This window comes from Microbacterium sp. PM5 (genome assembly GCF_003293595.1).
Taxonomy (GTDB): Bacteria; Actinomycetota; Actinomycetes; order Actinomycetales; family Microbacteriaceae; genus Microbacterium.
Window position 1 is genome coordinate 2,831,737 of the sequence record NZ_CP022162.1, and the last position, 19,128, is coordinate 2,850,864.

Sequence of the window (19,128 nt, forward strand, 5' to 3'; positions counted from 1 at the left end):
CCCCGCAGCGCTCAGGAGCGTGTACGGGAGAAGTGGGCCCGGCGATCCTATTCTCTCAACACGGCGGGCGCCGAGCCCAATCCCGGCATGCGGTCCTGGTTCGACGCGCACGGCCGTCCGGTCAGCATCGTCATCCCCAGCTACAACGACCTCCCGCTGCTGCGCGAGGCGCTGCGCAGCATCGAGGAGACCTGCGCGCACGTCGAGTACGAGGTCATCATCGTCGACGACTTCATCGATGCGGAGGTGTCGGCGCAGCTGATGACGCTGGAGAGCGACACGGTGCGCGTGGTGCTGAAGGACCGACGGCGAGGCTTCGCGGGCACGGTGAACGTCGGCATCGAGCTCGCCCGGCACGACATCGTCCTGCTCAACAGCGACATCGTGGCGCAGCCGGGATGGCTCGAGGCGCTGCAGTACAGCGCGTACGAGATCGATCCGCACATCGGGATGGTCAGCCCGAAGCTCGTCTACCCGACCGGTCGCATCCAGTACGCCGGCACCTACTACGCGAGGCTTCTCGCGCCCCAGTGGTTCGGGCACCTCCACGTCGGCGCACCGGCGATGAAGCCGACGGCGAACGTCCCGGGCTACAACCGGTCGATCTCGGGCGCCTGCGTCTACATCACGCGCGACGCGTACGAGCGGGTCGGGCTCCTGGACGACGAGTACTGGCTGGGGTTCGAGGACGTCGACCTGGGGTTGCGTGCGTGGGCGCGCGGGGTGCGGTGCTACTACCAGCCGGCGGCCATGCTCATCCACCACGAGTCGGCGTCGCGCGGGTACAGTCAGGGTCCGCGTGAGCTGGCGTCGATGCGCAGGTTCTGGCGCCGCTGGCAGGCGGACTTCCTGGCGCGGGAGATGTCCGACGAGGCTCCCGTCACGTTCTTGGTGGGCGACGCCACGGAACCCATGTGGCGACGGTATGTGGACGGCCTCGCCGAGCACATCCGAGCGGAAGGCCGGCAGTCGCGGGTGATCGACGTGTCGGAGGATCCCGACGAGGACCTCCTGCGCGACCTCGCGGCGACGCCCGGCGTCGTGGTGGTCTGCGACTGGCGTGCGGCGACCACGGGGTGGCTGGCGGGGACGGCGGGATCCCTGCCGATCTACCTGCTCCCCTCGATCGAGAGCATCGCCTACCCGCACGACCCGGCACGCCAGGCCTCGATCATCGCCGGATACCGGCCAGAGTTCGACTACGTCGCACCCAACCGCTGGACCGCGGCGCAGCTCCAGGCCGAGGCGGCCTGGGAGGTGCGCCGCCGCATCGCTCCCGCGGTCGCCCCCGCCGACCTGGCCGACGCGTCGGACGATCTCATCGTGACCCTCGGCGCCGACCCGGCGACGCGCGCCGCGGTGGATGCGATCGGCCGCGCGACCCATCTGCCGGCCGGGGTCCACATCGACGATGTCCGGGCATTGCGGCCCCGCGCCGTGGTCGATCTGCGGGCACACTCCTCGAGCCTCGAGCCCTTCGCCGGGATGTCGATCGGAGCGGCCTACCTCGCCCCTCAGGACGCGCGGCTCAGTCACGAGGTGCTCGACGGGTACAACGCCCTCACCCATCGTCCCGGCGACCTCGCCCAGCTCGCGTCGTCGCTGCGCGATGTCCTGGCGGACGACGACATCTGGCGCGAACTGCGCGCGAACGGGCACGATTCCGCGGCGCGAGCGGCGCGGGCTGCCCGGCGCGGATTCGTCGAAGCGGTGCGATCGTATTCGACGAGCCCCGTCTGATCCACCACAATGGGGGACATGCGTGGCATCATTCTCGCCGGCGGCACGGGATCGCGGCTCCACCCGATCACTCTCGGCATCTCGAAGCAACTCGTGCCGGTCTATGACAAGCCGATGATCTACTACCCGCTCTCGACGCTGATCCTTGCGGGCATCCGCGACATCCTCATCATCACGACGCCGCAGGACGCCGGGCAGTTCCAGCGCCTTCTCGGCGACGGATCGCGCTTCGGCGTCTCCATCACCTACACGGCCCAGCCGAGCCCCGACGGTCTGGCGCAGGCGTTCATCCTCGGAGAGGAGCACATCGGCTCCGAGTCGGTGGCTCTCGTGCTCGGCGACAACATCTTCTACGGCCCGGGCATGGGAACGCGACTGCGCCAGTACAGCGAGCTGACCGGCGGGGTCGTCTTCGGGTACTGGGTGGACGACCCGACCGCGTACGGGGTGGTCGAGTTCGACGCCGAAGGCAACGTGGTCTCTCTCGAGGAGAAGCCCGTCGCGCCGAAGAGCAACTATGCGGTGCCCGGACTGTACTTCTACGACAACGACGTGATCGAGATCGCGAAGGGCCTCGCTCCGTCGCCGCGCGGCGAGCTGGAGATCACCGACGTGAACAAGGCGTACCTCGAACGGGAGGCCCTGCGCGTCGAGCTGCTGCCGCGCGGCACCGCGTGGCTCGACACGGGCACCTTCGACTCCCTCAGCGAAGCCACCGATTTCATCCGCACCGTCGAGAAGCGTCAGGGGCTGTCCATCGGGTCGCCCGAAGAGGTCGCCTGGCGGATGGGGTTCCTCTCCGACGACGAGCTGCGCGAGCGGGCCGAGCCTCTCGTCAAGAGCGGCTACGGCGCCTATCTGCTGAAGGTGCTCGAGCAGGGAGCGCGCTGAGCCCCGGTGTCTGCCGACACGCGTGACCCCCTGACCGCGACACCGGCGCCGCGCCGCGCCGTCGTGTACGCGACGGCCTGCCGCAAGGGGCGCGTCCACGACTACGCGCTGTACGCGCTGGAACGGCTGAGACACGAGGCGGAGATCCTCGTGGTCGTGCTGGACGGGGCCTCCGACGACCTCTCGCGGGCACGGGTGGCCGCCGTCGCCGATGAGGTGGTGCTCTGCGACGACCCCACGGCGACCGCGTCCGCCTTCGCGGACGGGATCGCGCGCGTGGGGGATCGGCTGGACGACGTCGACGAGCTCGTGCTGACCGACGATTCGTGGTTCGGCCCGGTGACGCCCCTCGCGGACGTGTTCGCGCGGATGGCATCGCGCCCGGCCGATTACTGGACGATGACCGACGTGGATCGAGCCCCCCGCGACCTCGAGGGCGTCCGCCCGCCGGAATGGATCGTCCTGCGTCCGGCGGTGCTGTCCTCGCCGTTCTGGCGGCGGCGGGCGGGCGTGCCGGGCGTCGACGGGGTGTCGGCGACCGCGGCCTGGGCGGACGAGCTCCGTGCCGCCGGCTTCTCGGGCGATGTCGCCTTTCCGTCGGCCCGGCGCCGGGCCGACGGCGAGCAGGAGGGCGTCGTGTTCTCTCCCGCGGCTCGTCTCGCGGCGGGCTGTCCGCTCCTGGCGCGGTCGGTGTTCGGCGCGCCGCCGGAGGACCTGGCGCGCCACGGGGTGATCGGGCGTGAGCTGCTCGTCCAGGCGGCGCGTGCCGGTTACCCGGTCGATCTCGTGTGGCCCGCGCTGGTCACGAGCGTCGCCCCCCGGGTCCTGTCCACCAATGCGGCGCTGTTCGAGGTCCTCGGGCACGGCGGAGAGGGGTACGACGCGACGCGGCCGATGCGCATCCTGGTGGCCATGCACGTGTACTACCCCGACAGGGCCCCCGAGCTGATGGCGTACGCCCAGCGCCTGCCGGCCGGGTTCGACGTCATCGTGACGACACCCGACGAGGAGCGGGCGGGTCGCATCCGTCAGGTGCTGGGAGTCACCGAGGGCGCGGCGCAGGTCGAGGTGCGCGTCGTCGACTCCAACGACGGTCGTGACCAGAGCGCCTTCCTGATCGGATGCCGTGAGGAGCTCCGGGCAGACCGCTACGACCTGGTCGTCAAGCTGCACTCCAAGGCGTCGCCCCAGGACGATCCCGGTGTCGCGCGGCACTTCCGCGATCAGCTGCTCGAGAACCTCCTGCCGTCGCGCGGCTACGCCGCGGAGCTCGTCGCACTCTTCCAGCGCGAGAGGACGCTCGGCATCGTCCACCCCCCGATGGTCCACCTCGGCTACCCGACGATGGGTCATGCGTGGTGGGCGAACCGTGACGGCGCGGCACGCCTCTGCGCCACGCTCGGCATCGACGTGCCCCTGGACGAGGGGTCCCCGATCGCCCCGTACGGGTCGATGTTCGTCGCACGCCCGGACGCACTGCGTCCGCTCGTGGACCATGCCTGGCACTACGCCGATTTCGGCGGGGCCGAGGCGTACGTCGACGGCGGGCTGGCGCACGTGCTGGAGCGGCTGCCCGTCCTGGCGGCCGCGGAGCGCGGCTACCATGCACGCGCCGTCGCGACGCCGGCATACACGGCGATCAGTCACACCGCGATCGAGTACCGCCTGGACGCGCTCTCGTCGTCGCTGCCGCCGGACGGCGGCGAGGCGATCGCCTACCTGCGGTCGGTCGGCCCCGTGGGCTCGGGACGCTGGCGCGACTTCGCCCGCATGTACCTCCGACGGCATCACCCGCGCGCGGCCGCTCGGCTGCGCCGCTGGGGGATGCCGGTCTGACGCCGTCGCCGCCGCGACCCCGGGCGATCGGTGTCCGGAGCGCGACGGCGGCTCGCGTAGAATCTCAAGGATGTCTCAGTCCTCGGATTCTGCGACCGCGCGATACGACCGCCTGGAGCGGACTCCGATGCGGACGATCGGCGCGGCCTCCGGTTTCGGCCTCCGGCGCACGTGGTTGTCGCTACGCGACCTGCTCGGGCACCGCGAGATGCTGGGCCTGCTGGTGCGCCGTGACCTGAAGTCGCGCTACAAAGACTCCACGCTCGGCTTCTTCTGGTCGCTGGCGCGCCCGCTGCTGCAGCTGGCGATCTACTTCATCGTGGTGGGCCAGTTCCTGCAGGCGGCGCGCGGGATCCCCGATTTCGCCGTGTACATCTTCGCCGGACTCACGGCGATCGGTCTGTTCACCGAGATCACGGTGGGCGCCACGGGCTCGATCCTGGGCAACTCGGGCCTCGTGAAGAAGGTCTACGTGCCGCGCGAGGTGTTCCCGCTCGCAAGCGTGGGATCGGCGCTGTTCAACTTCGGCATCCAGCTCGTGGTGCTGATCGTCGCGACCTTCGTCATCGGCAAGCCGCCGGTGCACCTCCAGCTGCTCTACTTCTTCCCCGCGCTGGCCTTGATCGTGGTGTTCGGCACCGCCCTCGGGCTGCTGTTCAGCGCCCTGAACGTGTACCTGCGAGACGTGCAGTACCTGGTCGAGCTGGGCACGATGCTGCTGTTCTGGGCGAGCCCGGTCGTCTACAGCTGGCAGATGGTGAGCTCGAGCATCCATTCGCCGCTCCTGCTGGATGTCTACACCAGCAACCCGCTGACTCTCGCGGTCATCGGCTTCCAGCACGCCTTCTGGGTCGCGGGGGACGGCGTCCCTCAGCCCGACGGCCTCCTGCTGCGCATGGCGATCGCGCTGGTGGTCGGGCTGGCCCTGCTCTTCGTCAGCCACCGCGTGTTCCTGCGGTTGCAGGGCAACTTCGCCCAGGAGATGTGAACAAGATGTCGTCAGTCGTCGATACGCCCGTCGTGGTCCGGGTTGCCGAGGTGTCCAAACGCTTCACGGTCCGCAAGGACTCGTCGATCAAGGAGCGCATCGTCACGCTCGGTCGGGCGGGACGGCGTCACCGCGAGGACTTCTGGGCGCTGCGCGATGTCAGTCTCGACATCCACGCCGGGACGACGATCGGTCTCATCGGGCACAACGGTTCGGGCAAGAGCACGCTGCTCAAGGTCATCGGCGGGATCATCGACCCGACGGCGGGCGAGGTGAGCCAGCGGGGACGTCTGGCGGCGCTGCTCGAGCTCGGCGCGGGCTTCCACCCCGATCTGACCGGTAGGGAGAACGTCTACCTCAACGCGTCGGTGCTCGGCCTCAGCAGGGAGGAGACGGACGAGAAGTTCGACGACATCGTCCAGTTCTCCGGCATCGCCGACTTCATCGACACCCAGGTGAAGTTCTACTCGTCCGGCATGTACGTGCGGCTCGCGTTCGCGGTGGCGGTGCACACCGATCCCGACATCCTCCTCGTCGACGAGGTGCTCGCCGTCGGCGACGAGGCCTTCCAGCGCAAGTGCCTCGACAAGATCCGCAGCTTCCAGGAGCAGGGGCGGACCATCATCATCGTCAGCCATTCCCTCGGGCAGATCACGGAGCTGTGCGATCGAGCGGTGCTGCTGAACCGTGGCGAGATCGTCTACGACGGCGACCCGCCGGGTGCCGTGGCCGCGTTCCGCGACATCCTCGAGACCCGCCGCCTCGCGGAGCGCAGCGAGACGGAGGAGCCGGCGACGCCGGAGGGCGTCGTCGTCGGCACCCAGGCCGTCGTCGTGGGTGCGGCCCCCGGCAGCCCGCTGCGATTCGGCGGCGACCTGGAGATCACCGCACACGTGCGTTCGACCGATCGGCTCGAGGACTGGCTGTGCGCCATCCAGATCGACAACACCCTCGGTCAGAAGGTGATGGGCACCGACACGCGCCGGTTGGGCATGGAGCTGCCCCCGCTGCGGGGCGACGCCTCGGTGACCTTCGTCCTGAAGGGGACCACCTTCGGCGAGGGCAAGTACTTCGTCAACACGTCTTTCATGGACTCCGCCAGCCGGCACATCCACGATCTGCCCCAGGCGGCGAGTTTCGACGCGGAACCCTACGCGCGCACCACTGGTGTGCTCCGTGTCGACGACGCGGCCGTGCAGGTGCGATTCAACGCCGACGAGCAGTGATCGCGGCGGCGCGCGCCGCCGCGATCAGCGTGCGGGCGCGCGCATCGAAGGAGTGCCGTTCGCGGACCCGCCGGGTCAGGGCGAGCCGCTCCGACTCCGACGGCCAGCCTTCGCCGCGCAGCAGCGCCTCGAGCTCTTGCCTCGTCGTGTACGACTGAACCAGCCCTCCGAAGACCTCCTCGGCCCCGGGCACGCGGTCGGAGATGATCCGCGCGCCGACGAATGCGGCGTCGAACAGGCGGTTCGAGACGAACCCGTGGGCGCGCATGTCCTCCCAGTGATCGTTGAGCACGATGCCGGCGCTCCGATAGGCGGCCGGCACCCGGGCGAACTCGAGGTGGTCGGCGCGGATATAGAAGGAGTCGACGAACTCCTCCCAGTTGTGCCCGTAGATCGCGACCTTCGCTCCGGCCGCGATCGCATCCCGGATCACCGGCCTTTCCACTCCGCGGGTCGTGCCGACGAACACGACCTCTTCGCGCAGGTCGGGATCGGGCGGTCCGGGCTGGAACCGGCGCGGCGACGACGCCTGGAGGAGGGGCTCGGCCCCCCAGCTCGCGCTGCGCGCATAGGAGTCGCTGGCGACGAAGACGCGGTCCCAGGGGAGGGCGATCTCCTCGTCCGCGACGTCGTCCGGGTGGCTGATGACCCACAGCAGGTTGATCGACGCGGGCTCCGGGGCGATACGGTGGAGGCCGCGGAGCACGAGGGTGACGTCGGCGGGTGCCTGCGCGGGTGCGCCGAGGCGGTCGATGCGCACGTTCTGCCCCGCGGCGCTCAGCGCCTCGGCCAGATCGGCGGCGAACGCCATGTCGCCCCAGCGTGCGGCGCTTGCGTCGTCGGGAGCGCTGATCTTGATGGCCCAGGTCATGGTCCCCGCCTCGAAGCGCCGGAGGCGTGCCGTCCGGGCGCGCCACCGCTGCACCGTGCCGACCGGGTCGGTGACGAGGCGTCTCGCGCGACCGGCGAAGCTCGACGCGCGGGATCGGGCCGGGGGACCGTCCGTACTCATCCCCCGATGATAAGGCGGTCGCTCGCGGCATCCGCCCAGGGTGCGCGTTGATAATGTGGAGGTCTTGGGTCCGGCGGGTCGAGCCGATCGGCGGGGAGGGATCGGCGTGAGTGCACCGGAGTCACGCATCGACGCGGCGCGCCGCGCGGTGACGGATGTCCGCGAGAGGTGGAGCGCCTGGTGCGCGCCCACGCCCGTGGGCCTGCCCGCGACCCATCTCCTGATCGGCGGGCTGGCCATCCTGGCGGTGGTGTTCCTCGCCCTCGTCGCGACATCCATCAACGGGACGTCCTCCGGCGCATTCTTCCCGATGGTGTCCTCGGGCAGCGACCCCGCCCTGCTGTTCGGACACCCCAACACGATCCGCACCGACGAGTGGAACGTCCAGACGGTGTGGGCGATCGCCCAGGTCGAGCAGGGCCTGCCCGCGATCAACGGCACGTTCCCCGGCGGCATGGACACGAGCCTGCCGCAGGACCTGCCGCGGGTCGACTGGAGCGTCGTCTTCCGCCCGCACCTGTGGGGATTCCTCGTGTTCGACGTCGGGCACGCGCAGGCGTGGAAGTGGTGGCTGCCGGTCTTCGGTGTCGCTGCGGCCGCATATGCCTTCGTCCTGACGGTGCTCCCGCGGCGTCCCCTCACCGCGCTGAGCGTCGCGGTCGCCTTCGCGGCCAGCCCGTTCTTCGCCTGGTGGCTGCTGCAGACCACGCTGTGGCCCGTCGCGTGGGGGCTGCTGGTGCTCACCGCCGCCTTCTGGGTGACGAGATCGCGCACGCGGCGGAGCCTGTGGACCTTCGGGATCCTCATCGGGTACCTGACGGTGGTGGTCGCGATGGGGATCTACGTCCCCTTCATCATCCCCGTCGCGCTCGTCGTGGCGGCGGTGGTCGTCGGTGTCGCGATCGAGGCCGCGCCCCGGATCGGCTGGGCCTCCGTGCTGCGCCGCCTCGGGGTCGTCCTCGGTGCGGGCGTCGCCGCGGCGGGCGTGCTCGTCGTCTGGCTTCTCACGCGCTGGGGGACCGTCTCCGCCTTCCTCTCCACGGCCTACCCGGGCGAACGGCTCGAGCAGACCGGCCACGGCGCGAACCCGGAGGCGGTCGCCGCACTGTTCGGCTCCTCCTTCACCAATGCGCTGCGCCGGGCGGGGCGCTTCATCGACCCGAACGCGTCGGAGTCGGCGACCTTCTTCCTGCCCGGCCTTTTCCTGGGCGTGGTCGTGCTCTGGCTCGTCGTCCGCGAGCGACGGAAGGGTCGGTCCACGCCGTGGGCGCTCCTGCTCGGCTACGTCGCGTTGCTGGTGCTGCTCGCGTTCGCCTTCATCCCCGGCTGGGATGCCGTCGCCCACCTGCTCCTACTCGATCGCACCACGCTGGGGCGGATCAGGATCGGGCTGGGGTTCGGCTCGCTCGTCGTCCTCGTCCTGCTGATGGCGCGGGTGACGCCGGCCGCGCGCCCCGGCTGGGTCGTCTCGGCGATCGGCCCCGCCGTGTTCCTCCTGTCGCAGGTCGGGATCGCCGTCGCCGTGGGCCTGCGCGCCCCCGACCTCCTCGCCGCCGCGGGCGTGTGGTGGGCGTATGCCGCGGTCGGCGCGATCGTGATCCTGGCGGTGGCCCGGGGGTGGCGGACGATCGCCGCCGCGGGGATGCTCGTGCTCTCCGTCGTCGCGTCGTACAACATCAACCCCCTCTATCTGGGCGTGTTCGATCTGCGCACGACCGCGCCGGCGCAGGCCATCGAGGAGCTCGACGACGCACACGCCGGCACCTGGGTCGGCGTCGGGGGCAAGGTCGTGACGGCTCTTCTGCTGGAGAGCGGCGCCACCGCGTTCAACGGGTTCCAGGGCGCACCGGGGCGAGAGATGTGGGACGCCATCGATCCCTCGGGCAGCTACGAGTACCAGTGGAACCGCCTCGCCGGCGTGTCGTGGGTGCCGGGCGACGGGGAGCCCGTGGTGAGCAACCCCTACCCCGACCAGATCGAGGTCACCTTCGACGCCTGCTCCACCTTCGCGCAGGAGCACGTCACCTATGTCCTCTCGGATGCCGCGTCCGACGAGTCGAGCGCATGCCTCACGGCGGTGCGTTCCTTCGATCTTCCCGACGGTGCTCTGACCATCTCGAAGGTGGTGCCGCGGCCCTGACGGCGATCAGCGCCCGGCGGCGTACGCCAGGAGTCCGCGGGCACCGTGGAGGTCGCCGGCGCGCAGGGCGGGCAGGAGCTGCGTCGCGGCGTTGATGCGGCTGGACAGATGCCGACGCGCGGCCCGCGCCGCGCGGTGCCATCCCTCGTCGTCGAACGTCTCGGCCTCGCTGAGGAAGAACGCGCGCTCCTCCCGGAAGCGCGTTCCGTCGACGGCTTGCCACGAGGACACGCTGCCGCGGTGGCGGCGGTAGTGGAAGACGACATCGTCGTCGAGGACAAGAGTGCGCCCCACCCGGCAGACGTCGAGCGCCAGCGCGAGGTCCTGCACGATCTGGTAGCCGGGGCGGAACCCCATCCCGCGGACCGTCGGTCCGTGCCACGCCAGCGCAGGGAAGTTCATCCAGTTGCCGCGGGTGATGCTGACCGCCAGCTCTTCGCCGCCGAGCACCCGCGGGCGCGGGCCCCGCGGGCGGTAGAAGGCCTTCGCCGTGTCGACGATCGTGCGCGCCGGGGCGCCGTCGGCGTCGATGACGTCGGTTCCCGGGTGGATGATGCCGGCGTCGGGGAACTGTGCGGTGAGCTCGGCCACGCGGCGGACGTAGTTCGGCTGCATGAGGTCGTCGCAGCCGAACACGCTGACCCAGGTCGCCGTCGACAGATCGAGGCATTCCTGGAACGTGCGGTTGATGCCCTGGTTCACCTCGTGGCGCCGGTACTCCACGCGGGGATCCGAGATCTGGCGCGCCCAGGCCCCCGGAGCGGGGTCGGGATAGGCGTCATCGATGATCACGAGACGCCACTGATCGCTGTCCTGCTGAAGGACGCTCGTCACCGCGGCGCGGAAGTGATCCTCGCGACCGTAGAACGGCAACATGATGTCGAGCACGTGGTGTCCCTCATTCCCCGCGGCGGACGCGCGCGGTCGAACGATAGTATTCCCTCTCATGGGACGACGTGATTCGGCGCTCGTCGACTCGGTGATCTCGACGGTGGGCCTCCTGGCGCAGGGAGTGTCCCGATTCGCGTACACGGCCGTCGTCGGCAGGGTGCTGGGCGCCGACAGCCTGGCCGCCGTCAACGTGGGCTTCGCCGTGGCGATCCTCCTCTCGCTGCTGTGGCCGACGGCGGCGGGAAACGCCGCCGCCGCCTTCGGCCGTGCCGATCGCCCCGGGGTCCTGCGTGCGCTGCGGCGTTCCCTCGCGCTCTCGCTGATCCCGTTGGGGCTGGGGGCCGGGGTCGCGATGCTGCTGCTGGGCGGCGCCGCGGCCGCGGCCGTTCAGGCCGTCGGCCTGACGGCGGCGTGGTCGGCCTACATCTTCGCGCGGGGCATGCTGATCGGTGTCGGCAAGCTCCGATCGGCGGCCATATGGGACGTCGTGTCCGGCATCGTCGCGCTGCTGGCGCTCGCCGTCTTCCTCTCCGTCGGCTGGCGGGAGTGGGCGCTCGTCCCGGCCGTCCTCGGCTACCTCGTCTTCGCGGTGGCCGCCGTCGTCGCGGTCCGCCCCGGCGAGGCCGCTTCGGGCAGCGACGATCGAACCGCCGTGCCGCTCGTGTCGTTCATCGCGTGGAGCTCTCTGGCGCTGTTGGCGACGAACGGGCTCATGCAGGTGTCGATGGTCGTGGCGACGGCGCTCGACACGCCCGGGGCGGCAGGCCAGTTCGCCGCGGCCCTCGCCCTCGCGACACCCGCGTCGATGGTCGCCCAGGCCGTGACGCAGGCCATGCTTCCGCGCTTCGGGCGGTGGTCCGCGCTCCCTGCCGCCGAGCGGCTGGGCGCGGTGCGTCGGGCCACGGTTGCGTTGTCTGCGGTGATGGCGGCCGGTTGCGCGATCGTCGCCGCGTTGCTGCCCGTGGTGCTGCCCCTCGTCTACGGCTCCGCCTTCGTCCCGGCGGTCCCCCTGGCACAAGGCCTGATGGTCGCGGTCTGGGGGTTCTCGGTGTCGGTCTTCCTCGCCGCCTTCCTCGCCACCGACGGCCGGGCCCGGACAGCGACGGTCTGCAGCGGCGTCGGGTCCGTCGTGGGGCTCCTCACGATGGTCGTCGTGGGAGCTGCCGCCGGCGGAAGCGTCGGGGCGGTCATCGGAACGGGCGGCGGGATGTCGCTGACCGTGCTGCTGCTCGCGATCGTCGCGCTGCGCCCCGCCGGGCACAGCAGATCCTCTGCGGCTTCCGGGTAGACTCCCGTGGTTGCCCCAAACCCGAGAGCGATGATGAACGCGACTGACGACGTCGAGCTGACGATCCTTATGCCCTGCCTCAACGAGGCCGAAACTCTCGCGACGTGCGTCGACAAGGCGAAGGGGTACCTGCAGACCTCCGGCGTCCACGGAGAGGTGCTCATCGCCGACAACGGCAGCACCGACGGATCGCAGCAGATCGCCGTCGATCACGGCGCCCGCGTCGTCGACATCCCGGTCAAGGGCTACGGGGCCGCGCTGATCGGCGGCATGGAGGCGGCCAACGGACGCTACGTCATCATGGGCGACGCGGATGACAGCTACGACTTCACGGCGCTCGACCCCTTCGTGGAGCGCCTGCGCGCCGGCGATGACCTCGTCATGGGAAACAGGTTCCTCGGCGGCATCGAGCCGGGCGCGATGCCCCCGCTGCACAAGTACCTCGGAAACCCGGTCCTGACGTGGATCGGTCGGATGCTGTTCCGTTCGCCGATCCGCGACTTCCACTGCGGTCTGCGCGGCTACAACCGACGCGCGATGCTCGGGCTCGAGCTCAAGACCACCGGCATGGAGTTCGCCAGCGAGATGGTGGTCAAGTCCACTCTGGCCGGACTCCAAGTGAGCGAGGTGCCGACGACGCTGAGCAAGGACGGCCGCAGCCGGCCGCCGCACCTGCGCAGTTGGCGCGACGGATGGCGCCACCTCCGGTTCCTGCTGATCTTCAGCCCCCGCTGGCTGTTCCTCGTGCCGGGGCTGATCGCGCTCGTGCTGGGCGCCGTCGGCTCCCTGCTCCTCCTCTTCGGCCCGACCCGCATCGGCGGTGTCGGGTTCGACGTGGCCAGCCAGGTCTACCTGTCCGCACTGGCCATCGTCGGCTATCAGGGCGTCCTCTTCGCGATCCTGACCAAGCTGTACGCGGAACGCGAAGGGTTCCGGCTTCCCCGCAGCCGCAGCTTCGCCTGGTTCGCTCAACGGGCATCCCTCGAGTCCTTCTCGCTCGTGGGATCGGCCGCGCTGCTCATCGGGATCGTGGTCCTCGTCATCCAGTTCGTCTCGTGGGGGCAGTCCGGTTTCGGCGCCCTCGACCCTCAGGCCACGCTGCGTGTCGCGGTGCCCGCCTCGATGCTGATGGTGCTCGGCGCCCAGACGATCATGACGGGGATGTTCATCGGCATCCTCACCATCCCCACCCGGTCGTGACACGGTGGCCGCGGCTCCCGTAGCACCCGGCGACTCTCGCTCCGTCGCGGGAGTGGTGCTGCTCTTCCTCCCCGACCCGGTGACCGAGGAGAACGTGAGGGCGCTGCGCGCGCAGACGGACCACGTCTACATCGTCGACAACTCACCCGACGACCCGTCGAGCGCCCGCGTGCGCGCGGCGCTCCACGAGGATCCGCGCGTGAGCTGGCTTCCACAGCACGCGAACCGTGGGGTCGCCGCCGGCTTCAACGCCGGCATGCGCGCGGCCATCGCCGCGGGGTACGACGAGGTCGTGGTCTTCGACCAGGACAGCACGATCACCCCGGGGTTCATCGAGACGCTGACGCGCGCGCGGTCGAGGGTGCCGGAGGCCGGAGTGATCGGTCCGTCGCTGCGCTCGGCGGCGACCGGGATCATCTATCGCCCCGAGCGCGGCGTCGGAGTCGAGGAGAAGGACGTCCTCATCAGCTCGGGCTCGTCGTTCAGCCGCGCGCTGCTGGAGCGCATCGGGCTTCACGACGAGCCGCTGTTCATCGACTACGTCGACCACGACATCTGCTTGCGTGCGCGACGAGCGGGCTATCGCAACCTGAAGGTCTACGACGCGGTCCTCGACCACCGGTTCGGCGACTCCGCGCCCACCACGCTGTTCGGTCGCCGCGTGTACCTGGCCAACTACTCGCTCACCCGGATCTTCCATGCGACCCGCAATCGTGTCATCGTCACACGCCGGTACGGGTTCGGGCGATGGTTCTGGGAAGACCTGTGGTTCACGACCAAAGCGTGGGTCAAGCTCCTCCTGCTCGAGGAGCACCGGATGGCCAAGATCCGCGAGGCCGGGCGCGGGGTGATCGCCGGTCTTCGCTACCCGGCGCGCGAGAGGAGATGGTGATGGACCTTCTTGTCGTCGGTTCGGGGTTCTTCGGTCTCACTGTCGCCGAACGCGCCGCGGCCGCGGGGCGGAAGGTGACCGTCATCGACCGCCGCCACCACATCGGCGGGAACGCGTACAGCGAGGACGAGGCGACCACCGGGATCGAGGTGCACCGCTACGGGGCGCATCTCTTCCACACGTCGAACGCGACCGTGTGGGAGTACGTCAACCGTTTCACGACGTTCACCGACTACGTCCACCGCGTGTACACGAACCACCGCGGCGTGGTGTACCCGCTTCCGATCAATCTGGGCACGATCAACCAGTTCTTCCAGGCGGCGTACACGCCCGATCAGGCGCGAGAGCTGGTGCACGAGCTCGCGGGCGAGTTCGATCCGAAGGCCGCGCAGAACCTGGAGGAGCGTGCGATCGGTCTCATCGGACGCCCGCTGTACGAGGCCTTCATCCGCGACTACACGGCCAAACAGTGGCAGACCGACCCGCACGAGCTGCCGGCCGAGATCATCAGTCGTCTGCCGGTCCGGTACACGTACGACAGCCGCTACTTCAACGACACCTGGGAGGGCCTTCCCACCGACGGGTACACGGCCTGGCTCGAGCGGATGGCCGATCACCCCAACATCGATGTGAAGCTGTCGACGGACTACTTCGATGACACGCAGCCGTGGAGCAAGAGGGCCACCGTGGGCCAGCTGCCGGTCGTGTACACGGGACCGGTCGACCGGTACTTCGACGATGCGGAGGGGGCGTTGGCGTGGCGGACGCTTGACTTCGAGGAAGAAGTGCTCGACATCGGCGACTTCCAGGGCACGAGCGTCATGAACTACGCGGATGCCGAGGTGCCCTACACCCGCATCCACGAGTTCAAGCACTTCCACCCGGAGCGCGCGGCCCGGTACCCGACGGACAAGACCGTGATCATGCGGGAGTTCTCGCGATTCGCGACACGTGACGACGAGCCGTACTACCCCGTCAACACGCCCGACGATCGCGCGAGGCTGCTCGCCTATCGCGACCTCGCCAAGGGGGAGAAGAACGTGCACTTCGGGGGCCGTCTCGGAACCTACCAGTACCTCGACATGCACATGGCCATCGGATCGGCCCTGTCTCTGTGGAACAACCATCTCGCGTAGCGGAGACCACGGAGCAGTCAGAGACACGCGGAGCAGAACGACAAGATGACGACGACGGTGGTCTTGGGGACCGTGAGATGGAGTGACCGTCCGTGGTGGCGGGCCGGTGCGGTCGGGGGAGCGGTGTGGCTGGCATCGCGCGTCTTCGTGACCTCGATCGCCATGATCGCGCTGTGGATCGAGACCGACTCCGCGTTCGGCGCCGCCTCGCCCGCGATGCTCCTGCACCGTTGGGACTCGGGATGGTTCCGCACGATCGCGGAGCGGGGCTACGCCGCGGACGGTGCGATCGAGTCCTACGCCTTCTTCCCGGGATATCCGCTCGCGGCCGGAGCCGTCGCCTGGGTGCTGGGACCCTTCTCGGCGAACCCGGTGCCGTGGGCGATGGCCCTCGTGGCTGCTGTGGGCGGCCTGATCGCCTGCATCCTGCTCTGGCGTCTCAGCAGCCGGCTGGGTGGGACCTCGCGCACCGCGACCGCCGCGGTCGTCCTGTTCGCCTTCGGACCCTACGCGCTCTTCCTGCACGCCTCCTACTCGGAGTCCCTGTTCCTGGCCGCCGCGCTCGCGGCCTGGTACGCCGGCAGCACCGAACGCTGGTGGTGGGCGGGCGCCTTCGCCGCGTGCGCCGGCTTCACGCGAGCCAACGGCCTCTTCCTCGTCGCCGCGCTCCTGGTGATGTTCGTCGTCCAGGCTCGCCGCACCGGGCGGAAGGTCCTTCGCCACGACCTCGGCGGCGTCGCGCTGGGCGCGGCGGGCGTCGCCGCCTACCTCGCGTGGCTGTGGCTGCAGACCGGGCACATCGACGCGTGGTGGCGCGCCCAGCGTGCCGGGTGGGATCGCGCCACGCTCTTCCCCTGGGATTCGCTGAGCGCGACAGTCCGTGCCATGCTGGCGCCGTCGGGCACCCAGGCGCAGCCGCAATTCCTGATGGATATCGTCTTCGGGGTTCTCATCCTCATCTTCGCGGCGTGGCTGGCCTGGCGTCGAGACTGGGCGCAGTTCGCTTTCGTCGGTCTCACCGCTGCCTCGCTCATGACGAGCAACTCGTGGCTGTCGCTGGCCCGCAACAGCACGACCCTCTTCCCGATCCCGCTAGTCGTCGGCCGCGGCGCCGATCGACGCGGATGGCGGTTCTGGGTCTTCATCGCGGTGCTTGGGGCTTCGACCGCCCTCCTGTGGTTCAACACGTTCCAGTTCGCCCTCGGGCGCTGGGCCGACTGACCTCGCGGCCCGCTGACCGAGCGTGACCGCTCGGTCAGCGCCGGGCTCGAAGCTAGAATCGTTCCATGCCCTCCGTGCCCGCTCGTGTGCTGGTCGTCGTGCCCGCATACAACGAAGAGGAGGCGGTGGGCGGTGTGATCGCGGAGATCACGGCGGCACTGCCGCAGGCGACGTGCCTCGTCGTCGACGACGGCTCGTCGGACGCGACGGCCGAGGTCGCCGCCGCCGCCGGAGCGTCGGTCGCCCGTCTTCCGTTCAACCTCGGGGTGGGCGGGGCGATGCGCCTCGGCTTCAAGTACGCGCAGGAGCGCGGCTACGCGGCCGTCGTCCAGATCGACGCCGACGGTCAGCACGACCCGCGCGCCGTGCCCGCGCTGCTGGAGCGCCTGGCGGATGCCGACGTCGTGATCGGTGCGCGCTTCGCCGGCGAGGGCGAGTACCAGGTGCACTGGTTGCGGCGGTGGGCGATGCGCTCCATCGCCGCCGTGCTGAGCAGATCGGCCGGCGCGCGCCTGACCGACGCCACCTCGGGATTCAAAGCGTGCGGGCCCCGCGCCATCGCCCTGTTCGCCGAGAACATGCCCGCGGAGTATCTCGGCGACACCGTCGAGGCCCTCGTCATCGCCGCGCGTGCCGGATGCCGCATCACGCAGGTTCCGGTGGTCATGCGCGCGCGCATGGGAGGCAAGCCGTCGCACAACCCGCTGCTCGCCGCGGTCTATCTGCTGCGGGCCTTCGTCGCCCTGGGCTTCGCCTACGTGCGCCCGGCGCCCCGGTTCACACAAGGAGCGGCATGAGCACCACCGCGTATATCCTCGGTGTCGTCGCCGCGGTGATCACCTTCGGCGTCGTCGTCGAGTTGCTCCGCCGACGCCGTCTGCGCGAGAGGCACGCCATCTGGTGGCTGCTCGCGGCCTCTCTGGCGCTCATCGCCGGCCTCTTCCCCGACATCCTCGTGTGGGCCACGTCGCTGGCCGGGGTCGTGCTGCCCACGAACCTCATCTTCTTCGTCAGCATCGCCGTGCTGTTCCTCGTCTGCATCCAGAACAGTGCGGAGCTCACCGGGCTGGAGTCCGAGACGCGCGCGCTCGCCGAACGCGCCGCGCTGCAGGAGCTGCGCATCGTCGAGCTCGAGAAGGCTCAGGCGCGGGGCACCACCGACGAGGCCTGAATCGCCTCTGCGTCCTCACGGGCGCTCCACGCGGCGCGGACGAGGATCCCCGCGAGCACGGCCGTCGCGACGGTACCCAGCGCCCACACGCCCAACGGCGTGATCGGTGCGTTCCACCACCACTCGACCGCGAGGTCGAGGTTGAATCCCGGCACATCCACGCCCGTGACGTAGCGCCGCAGGTTCACGTGCAGCGCCACGCTGTTGGCCACGGTGAGACCGGCCGCGACCACCAGCAGCTGCGTCCGGTTCAGCCCGAGGCCGGGGCGCTGGAAGCCGATGACCACCACGCCCGCGAACAGGATGATGAGGGGGTAGATGTACCGCGGCTGCACGTACTGGCCGACGATGACGCCGTCGTGGAGCAGGATGAACATGGGGACGACCACCAGGCTGGCGGCGACGCCGGTCGTGACGATCCACTTGCGGACGTCGCCTCGGCGCAGCGCCCAGAAGCACACCGCCGAGAACATCGCGATCGTTGTCACCCACACGCTGCCGGGCATCGTCGTGTCCAGCCAGCCGAGACCCCACGTCCCGAACACCCCCGCCCAGAGCTCCGGCAGCAGTTTCAGGTCCAGGAATGCGAGCTGGTGCAGTGCCAGGGGGGCGTCAGTGCTGGCCGTCGATGCCGAGACGATCGCCGACTGTCCGCTCGTGAAGAAGAACGCGACCGCGACCGCGGTGAGCGCCACCGGAAGAATGGCCGACAGCAGGAAGCGGCGGCTGCGCTCGAAGCCGAGCACGGTGCCGACGATCATCGCGAGCACGCCGTAGACGGCCGCATCGCTGCGCGCCCCCGCCCCCATCACCAGGAACGTCACCGCGAGCGCGCCGAGCAGTATCCGGCGCGTGAGCCGCCGTTCGACGAAGTAGCCCCAGGTCGCGACCCAGAGGCCCGTGGCCGACAGGATCGCCCACGTGCTCGGATTGATGCTCGGGATGAGGAACGCGCCGAGCGGGACGATGGTCAGCGCCGCCCCCCAGATCATCGGCGGCCTCAGGCGCCTCGGGAGGAGGAAGAACAGCGCGGTGAGGAGGCCGACGTAGAGGACCGCGTTGAGGCTGCGCAGGATGAGCACGGACAGCCCGACGTCATCGGGGACGATGAACATCCGCATGACGCTGTAGAACACCGGCGGGTAGGCCTCGCCGGCCCAGTTGGCCTGATCCGTCTCGACCATGCGCGCGTCGTCGACGACGCACGCGGCCGACTGGTCCGGATGCCGGCGGAAGCAGAGCGATGCCTCGGCGATGTCGGCGCGCACCGAGCGGTACTGAGGTGCGGAGCCCTGTTCGCACACCCCGGGGACGATGCCGTCCGCACACCAGATGCTCGCGAGATGGTAGTGCTCGTCCGGGCTCGAGCCCTGCGGCGAGGACACGCCCCAGGTCAGCAGTGAGACGAGCAGGGCCAGGGGGGCGACGATCAGTGCGATGGCGCGGCGGCGTTGCGACACGGCGGGTCTCCTCAGGTGTGGTGGCTCGCAGGGCGG

General features: G+C 70.0%; 16 protein-coding genes. 13 read left to right on the forward strand and 3 right to left on the reverse strand.

Going from position 1 to position 19,128, the window contains the following annotated elements; all coding sequences use genetic code 11:
* Positions 1-87: 87 nt before the first annotated feature.
* From CEP17_RS13405 to CEP17_RS13425, 5 genes are all read left to right on the forward strand, one after another.
* The gene (locus CEP17_RS13405; RefSeq protein ID WP_162722457.1) at positions 88-1,740 is read left to right on the forward strand and encodes a glycosyltransferase family 2 protein; all 1,653 of its coding nucleotides are present in this window, start codon (positions 88-90) and stop codon (positions 1,738-1,740) included.
* Positions 1,741-1,758: 18 nt separating this feature from the next.
* A complete protein-coding gene (gene rfbA / locus CEP17_RS13410; RefSeq protein WP_112932593.1) occupies positions 1,759-2,631 on the forward strand; it encodes a glucose-1-phosphate thymidylyltransferase RfbA in 873 nt (290 codons plus the stop codon).
* Positions 2,632-2,637: 6 nt separating this feature from the next.
* Complete coding sequence (locus tag CEP17_RS13415) at positions 2,638-4,467, forward strand: rhamnan synthesis F family protein (RefSeq protein WP_112932594.1); 1,830 nt, start codon at positions 2,638-2,640, stop codon at positions 4,465-4,467.
* Positions 4,468-4,537: 70 nt separating this feature from the next.
* The gene (locus CEP17_RS13420; RefSeq protein WP_112932595.1) at positions 4,538-5,455 is read left to right on the forward strand and encodes an ABC transporter permease; all 918 of its coding nucleotides are present in this window, start codon (positions 4,538-4,540) and stop codon (positions 5,453-5,455) included.
* Positions 5,456-5,460: 5 nt separating this feature from the next.
* Entirely contained in the window at positions 5,461-6,681 is a 1,221-nt protein-coding gene (locus CEP17_RS13425) for an ABC transporter ATP-binding protein (protein WP_112932977.1), read from the forward strand.
* Here CEP17_RS13425 and CEP17_RS13430 read toward each other — a convergent pair.
* Positions 6,662-7,693, reverse strand: a complete 1,032-nt coding sequence (locus CEP17_RS13430; RefSeq protein ID WP_112932596.1) for a glycosyltransferase — start codon at positions 7,691-7,693, stop codon at positions 6,662-6,664. The two genes, CEP17_RS13425 and CEP17_RS13430, sit on opposite strands and share 20 nt — an antisense overlap.
* 106 nt (positions 7,694-7,799) lie before the next feature.
* Between CEP17_RS13430 and CEP17_RS13435 the strand changes: the two genes are divergently transcribed.
* Positions 7,800-9,833, forward strand: coding sequence for a hypothetical protein (locus tag CEP17_RS13435; protein ID WP_112932597.1), 2,034 nt, complete (start codon positions 7,800-7,802; stop codon positions 9,831-9,833).
* Between the two features lie 6 nt (positions 9,834-9,839).
* On the opposite strand, the gene CEP17_RS13440 is transcribed toward CEP17_RS13435, so the two are convergent.
* Positions 9,840-10,721, reverse strand: a complete 882-nt coding sequence (locus tag CEP17_RS13440; protein ID WP_239498538.1) for a glycosyltransferase — start codon at positions 10,719-10,721, stop codon at positions 9,840-9,842.
* Between the two features lie 58 nt (positions 10,722-10,779).
* Between CEP17_RS13440 and CEP17_RS13445 the strand changes: the two genes are divergently transcribed.
* From CEP17_RS13445 to CEP17_RS13475, 7 genes are all read left to right on the forward strand, one after another.
* The gene (locus tag CEP17_RS13445; protein ID WP_112932598.1) at positions 10,780-12,012 is read left to right on the forward strand and encodes a hypothetical protein; all 1,233 of its coding nucleotides are present in this window, start codon (positions 10,780-10,782) and stop codon (positions 12,010-12,012) included.
* 30 nt (positions 12,013-12,042) lie between these two features.
* On the forward strand, positions 12,043-13,212 hold the full coding sequence (locus CEP17_RS13450; RefSeq protein ID WP_112932599.1) for a glycosyltransferase family 2 protein: 1,170 nt from the start codon (positions 12,043-12,045) through the stop codon (positions 13,210-13,212).
* Between the two features lie 52 nt (positions 13,213-13,264).
* Entirely contained in the window at positions 13,265-14,104 is an 840-nt protein-coding gene (locus CEP17_RS13455) for a glycosyltransferase (RefSeq protein ID WP_162722458.1), read from the forward strand.
* Positions 14,104-15,240 carry a UDP-galactopyranose mutase gene (gene glf, locus CEP17_RS13460; protein ID WP_112932601.1) on the forward strand — a complete coding sequence of 379 codons (1,137 nt, stop codon included), beginning with the start codon at positions 14,104-14,106 and terminating at the stop codon, positions 15,238-15,240. Before CEP17_RS13455 ends, glf begins: the two co-directional genes overlap by 1 nt.
* Before the next feature lie 45 nt (positions 15,241-15,285).
* Complete coding sequence (locus CEP17_RS13465; protein WP_112932602.1) at positions 15,286-16,461, forward strand: mannosyltransferase family protein; 1,176 nt, start codon at positions 15,286-15,288, stop codon at positions 16,459-16,461.
* A 65-nt stretch (positions 16,462-16,526) separates the two neighbouring features.
* On the forward strand, positions 16,527-17,258 hold the full coding sequence (locus CEP17_RS13470) for a glycosyltransferase family 2 protein (protein WP_112932603.1): 732 nt from the start codon (positions 16,527-16,529) through the stop codon (positions 17,256-17,258).
* Positions 17,255-17,632 carry a DUF2304 domain-containing protein gene (locus CEP17_RS13475; protein WP_112932604.1) on the forward strand — a complete coding sequence of 126 codons (378 nt, stop codon included), beginning with the start codon at positions 17,255-17,257 and terminating at the stop codon, positions 17,630-17,632. The genes CEP17_RS13470 and CEP17_RS13475 overlap by 4 nt, the downstream gene beginning before the upstream one ends.
* Here the strand turns inward: CEP17_RS13475 and CEP17_RS13480 are convergent.
* A complete protein-coding gene (locus CEP17_RS13480) occupies positions 17,602-19,092 on the reverse strand; it encodes a DUF2142 domain-containing protein (RefSeq protein ID WP_162722459.1) in 1,491 nt (496 codons plus the stop codon). The genes CEP17_RS13475 and CEP17_RS13480 overlap by 31 nt on opposite strands.
* Positions 19,093-19,128 lie beyond the last annotated feature (36 nt).

What these genes read in the sequence shown, in the direction of transcription:
- CEP17_RS13475 (WP_112932604.1), top strand. Translation starts at nt 17,255, where the DNA reads ATGAGCACCACCGCGTATATCCTCGGTGTCGTCGCCGCGGTGATCACC.
- CEP17_RS13470 (WP_112932603.1), top strand. Translation starts at nt 16,527, where the DNA reads ATGCCCTCCGTGCCCGCTCGTGTGCTGGTCGTCGTGCCCGCATACAAC.
- rfbA (WP_112932593.1), top strand. Translation starts at nt 1,759, where the DNA reads ATGCGTGGCATCATTCTCGCCGGCGGCACGGGATCGCGGCTCCACCCG.
- CEP17_RS13465 (WP_112932602.1), top strand. Translation starts at nt 15,286, where the DNA reads ATGACGACGACGGTGGTCTTGGGGACCGTGAGATGGAGTGACCGTCCG.
- CEP17_RS13445 (WP_112932598.1), top strand. Translation starts at nt 10,780, where the DNA reads ATGGGACGACGTGATTCGGCGCTCGTCGACTCGGTGATCTCGACGGTG.
- CEP17_RS13405 (WP_162722457.1), top strand. Translation starts at nt 88, where the DNA reads ATGCGGTCCTGGTTCGACGCGCACGGCCGTCCGGTCAGCATCGTCATC.
- CEP17_RS13425 (WP_112932977.1), top strand. Translation starts at nt 5,461, where the DNA reads ATGTCGTCAGTCGTCGATACGCCCGTCGTGGTCCGGGTTGCCGAGGTG.
- CEP17_RS13420 (WP_112932595.1), top strand. Translation starts at nt 4,538, where the DNA reads ATGTCTCAGTCCTCGGATTCTGCGACCGCGCGATACGACCGCCTGGAG.
- glf (WP_112932601.1), top strand. Translation starts at nt 14,104, where the DNA reads ATGGACCTTCTTGTCGTCGGTTCGGGGTTCTTCGGTCTCACTGTCGCC.
- CEP17_RS13450 (WP_112932599.1), top strand. Translation starts at nt 12,043, where the DNA reads ATGATGAACGCGACTGACGACGTCGAGCTGACGATCCTTATGCCCTGC.
- CEP17_RS13430 (WP_112932596.1), bottom strand. Translation starts at nt 7,693, where the DNA reads ATGAGTACGGACGGTCCCCCGGCCCGATCCCGCGCGTCGAGCTTCGCC.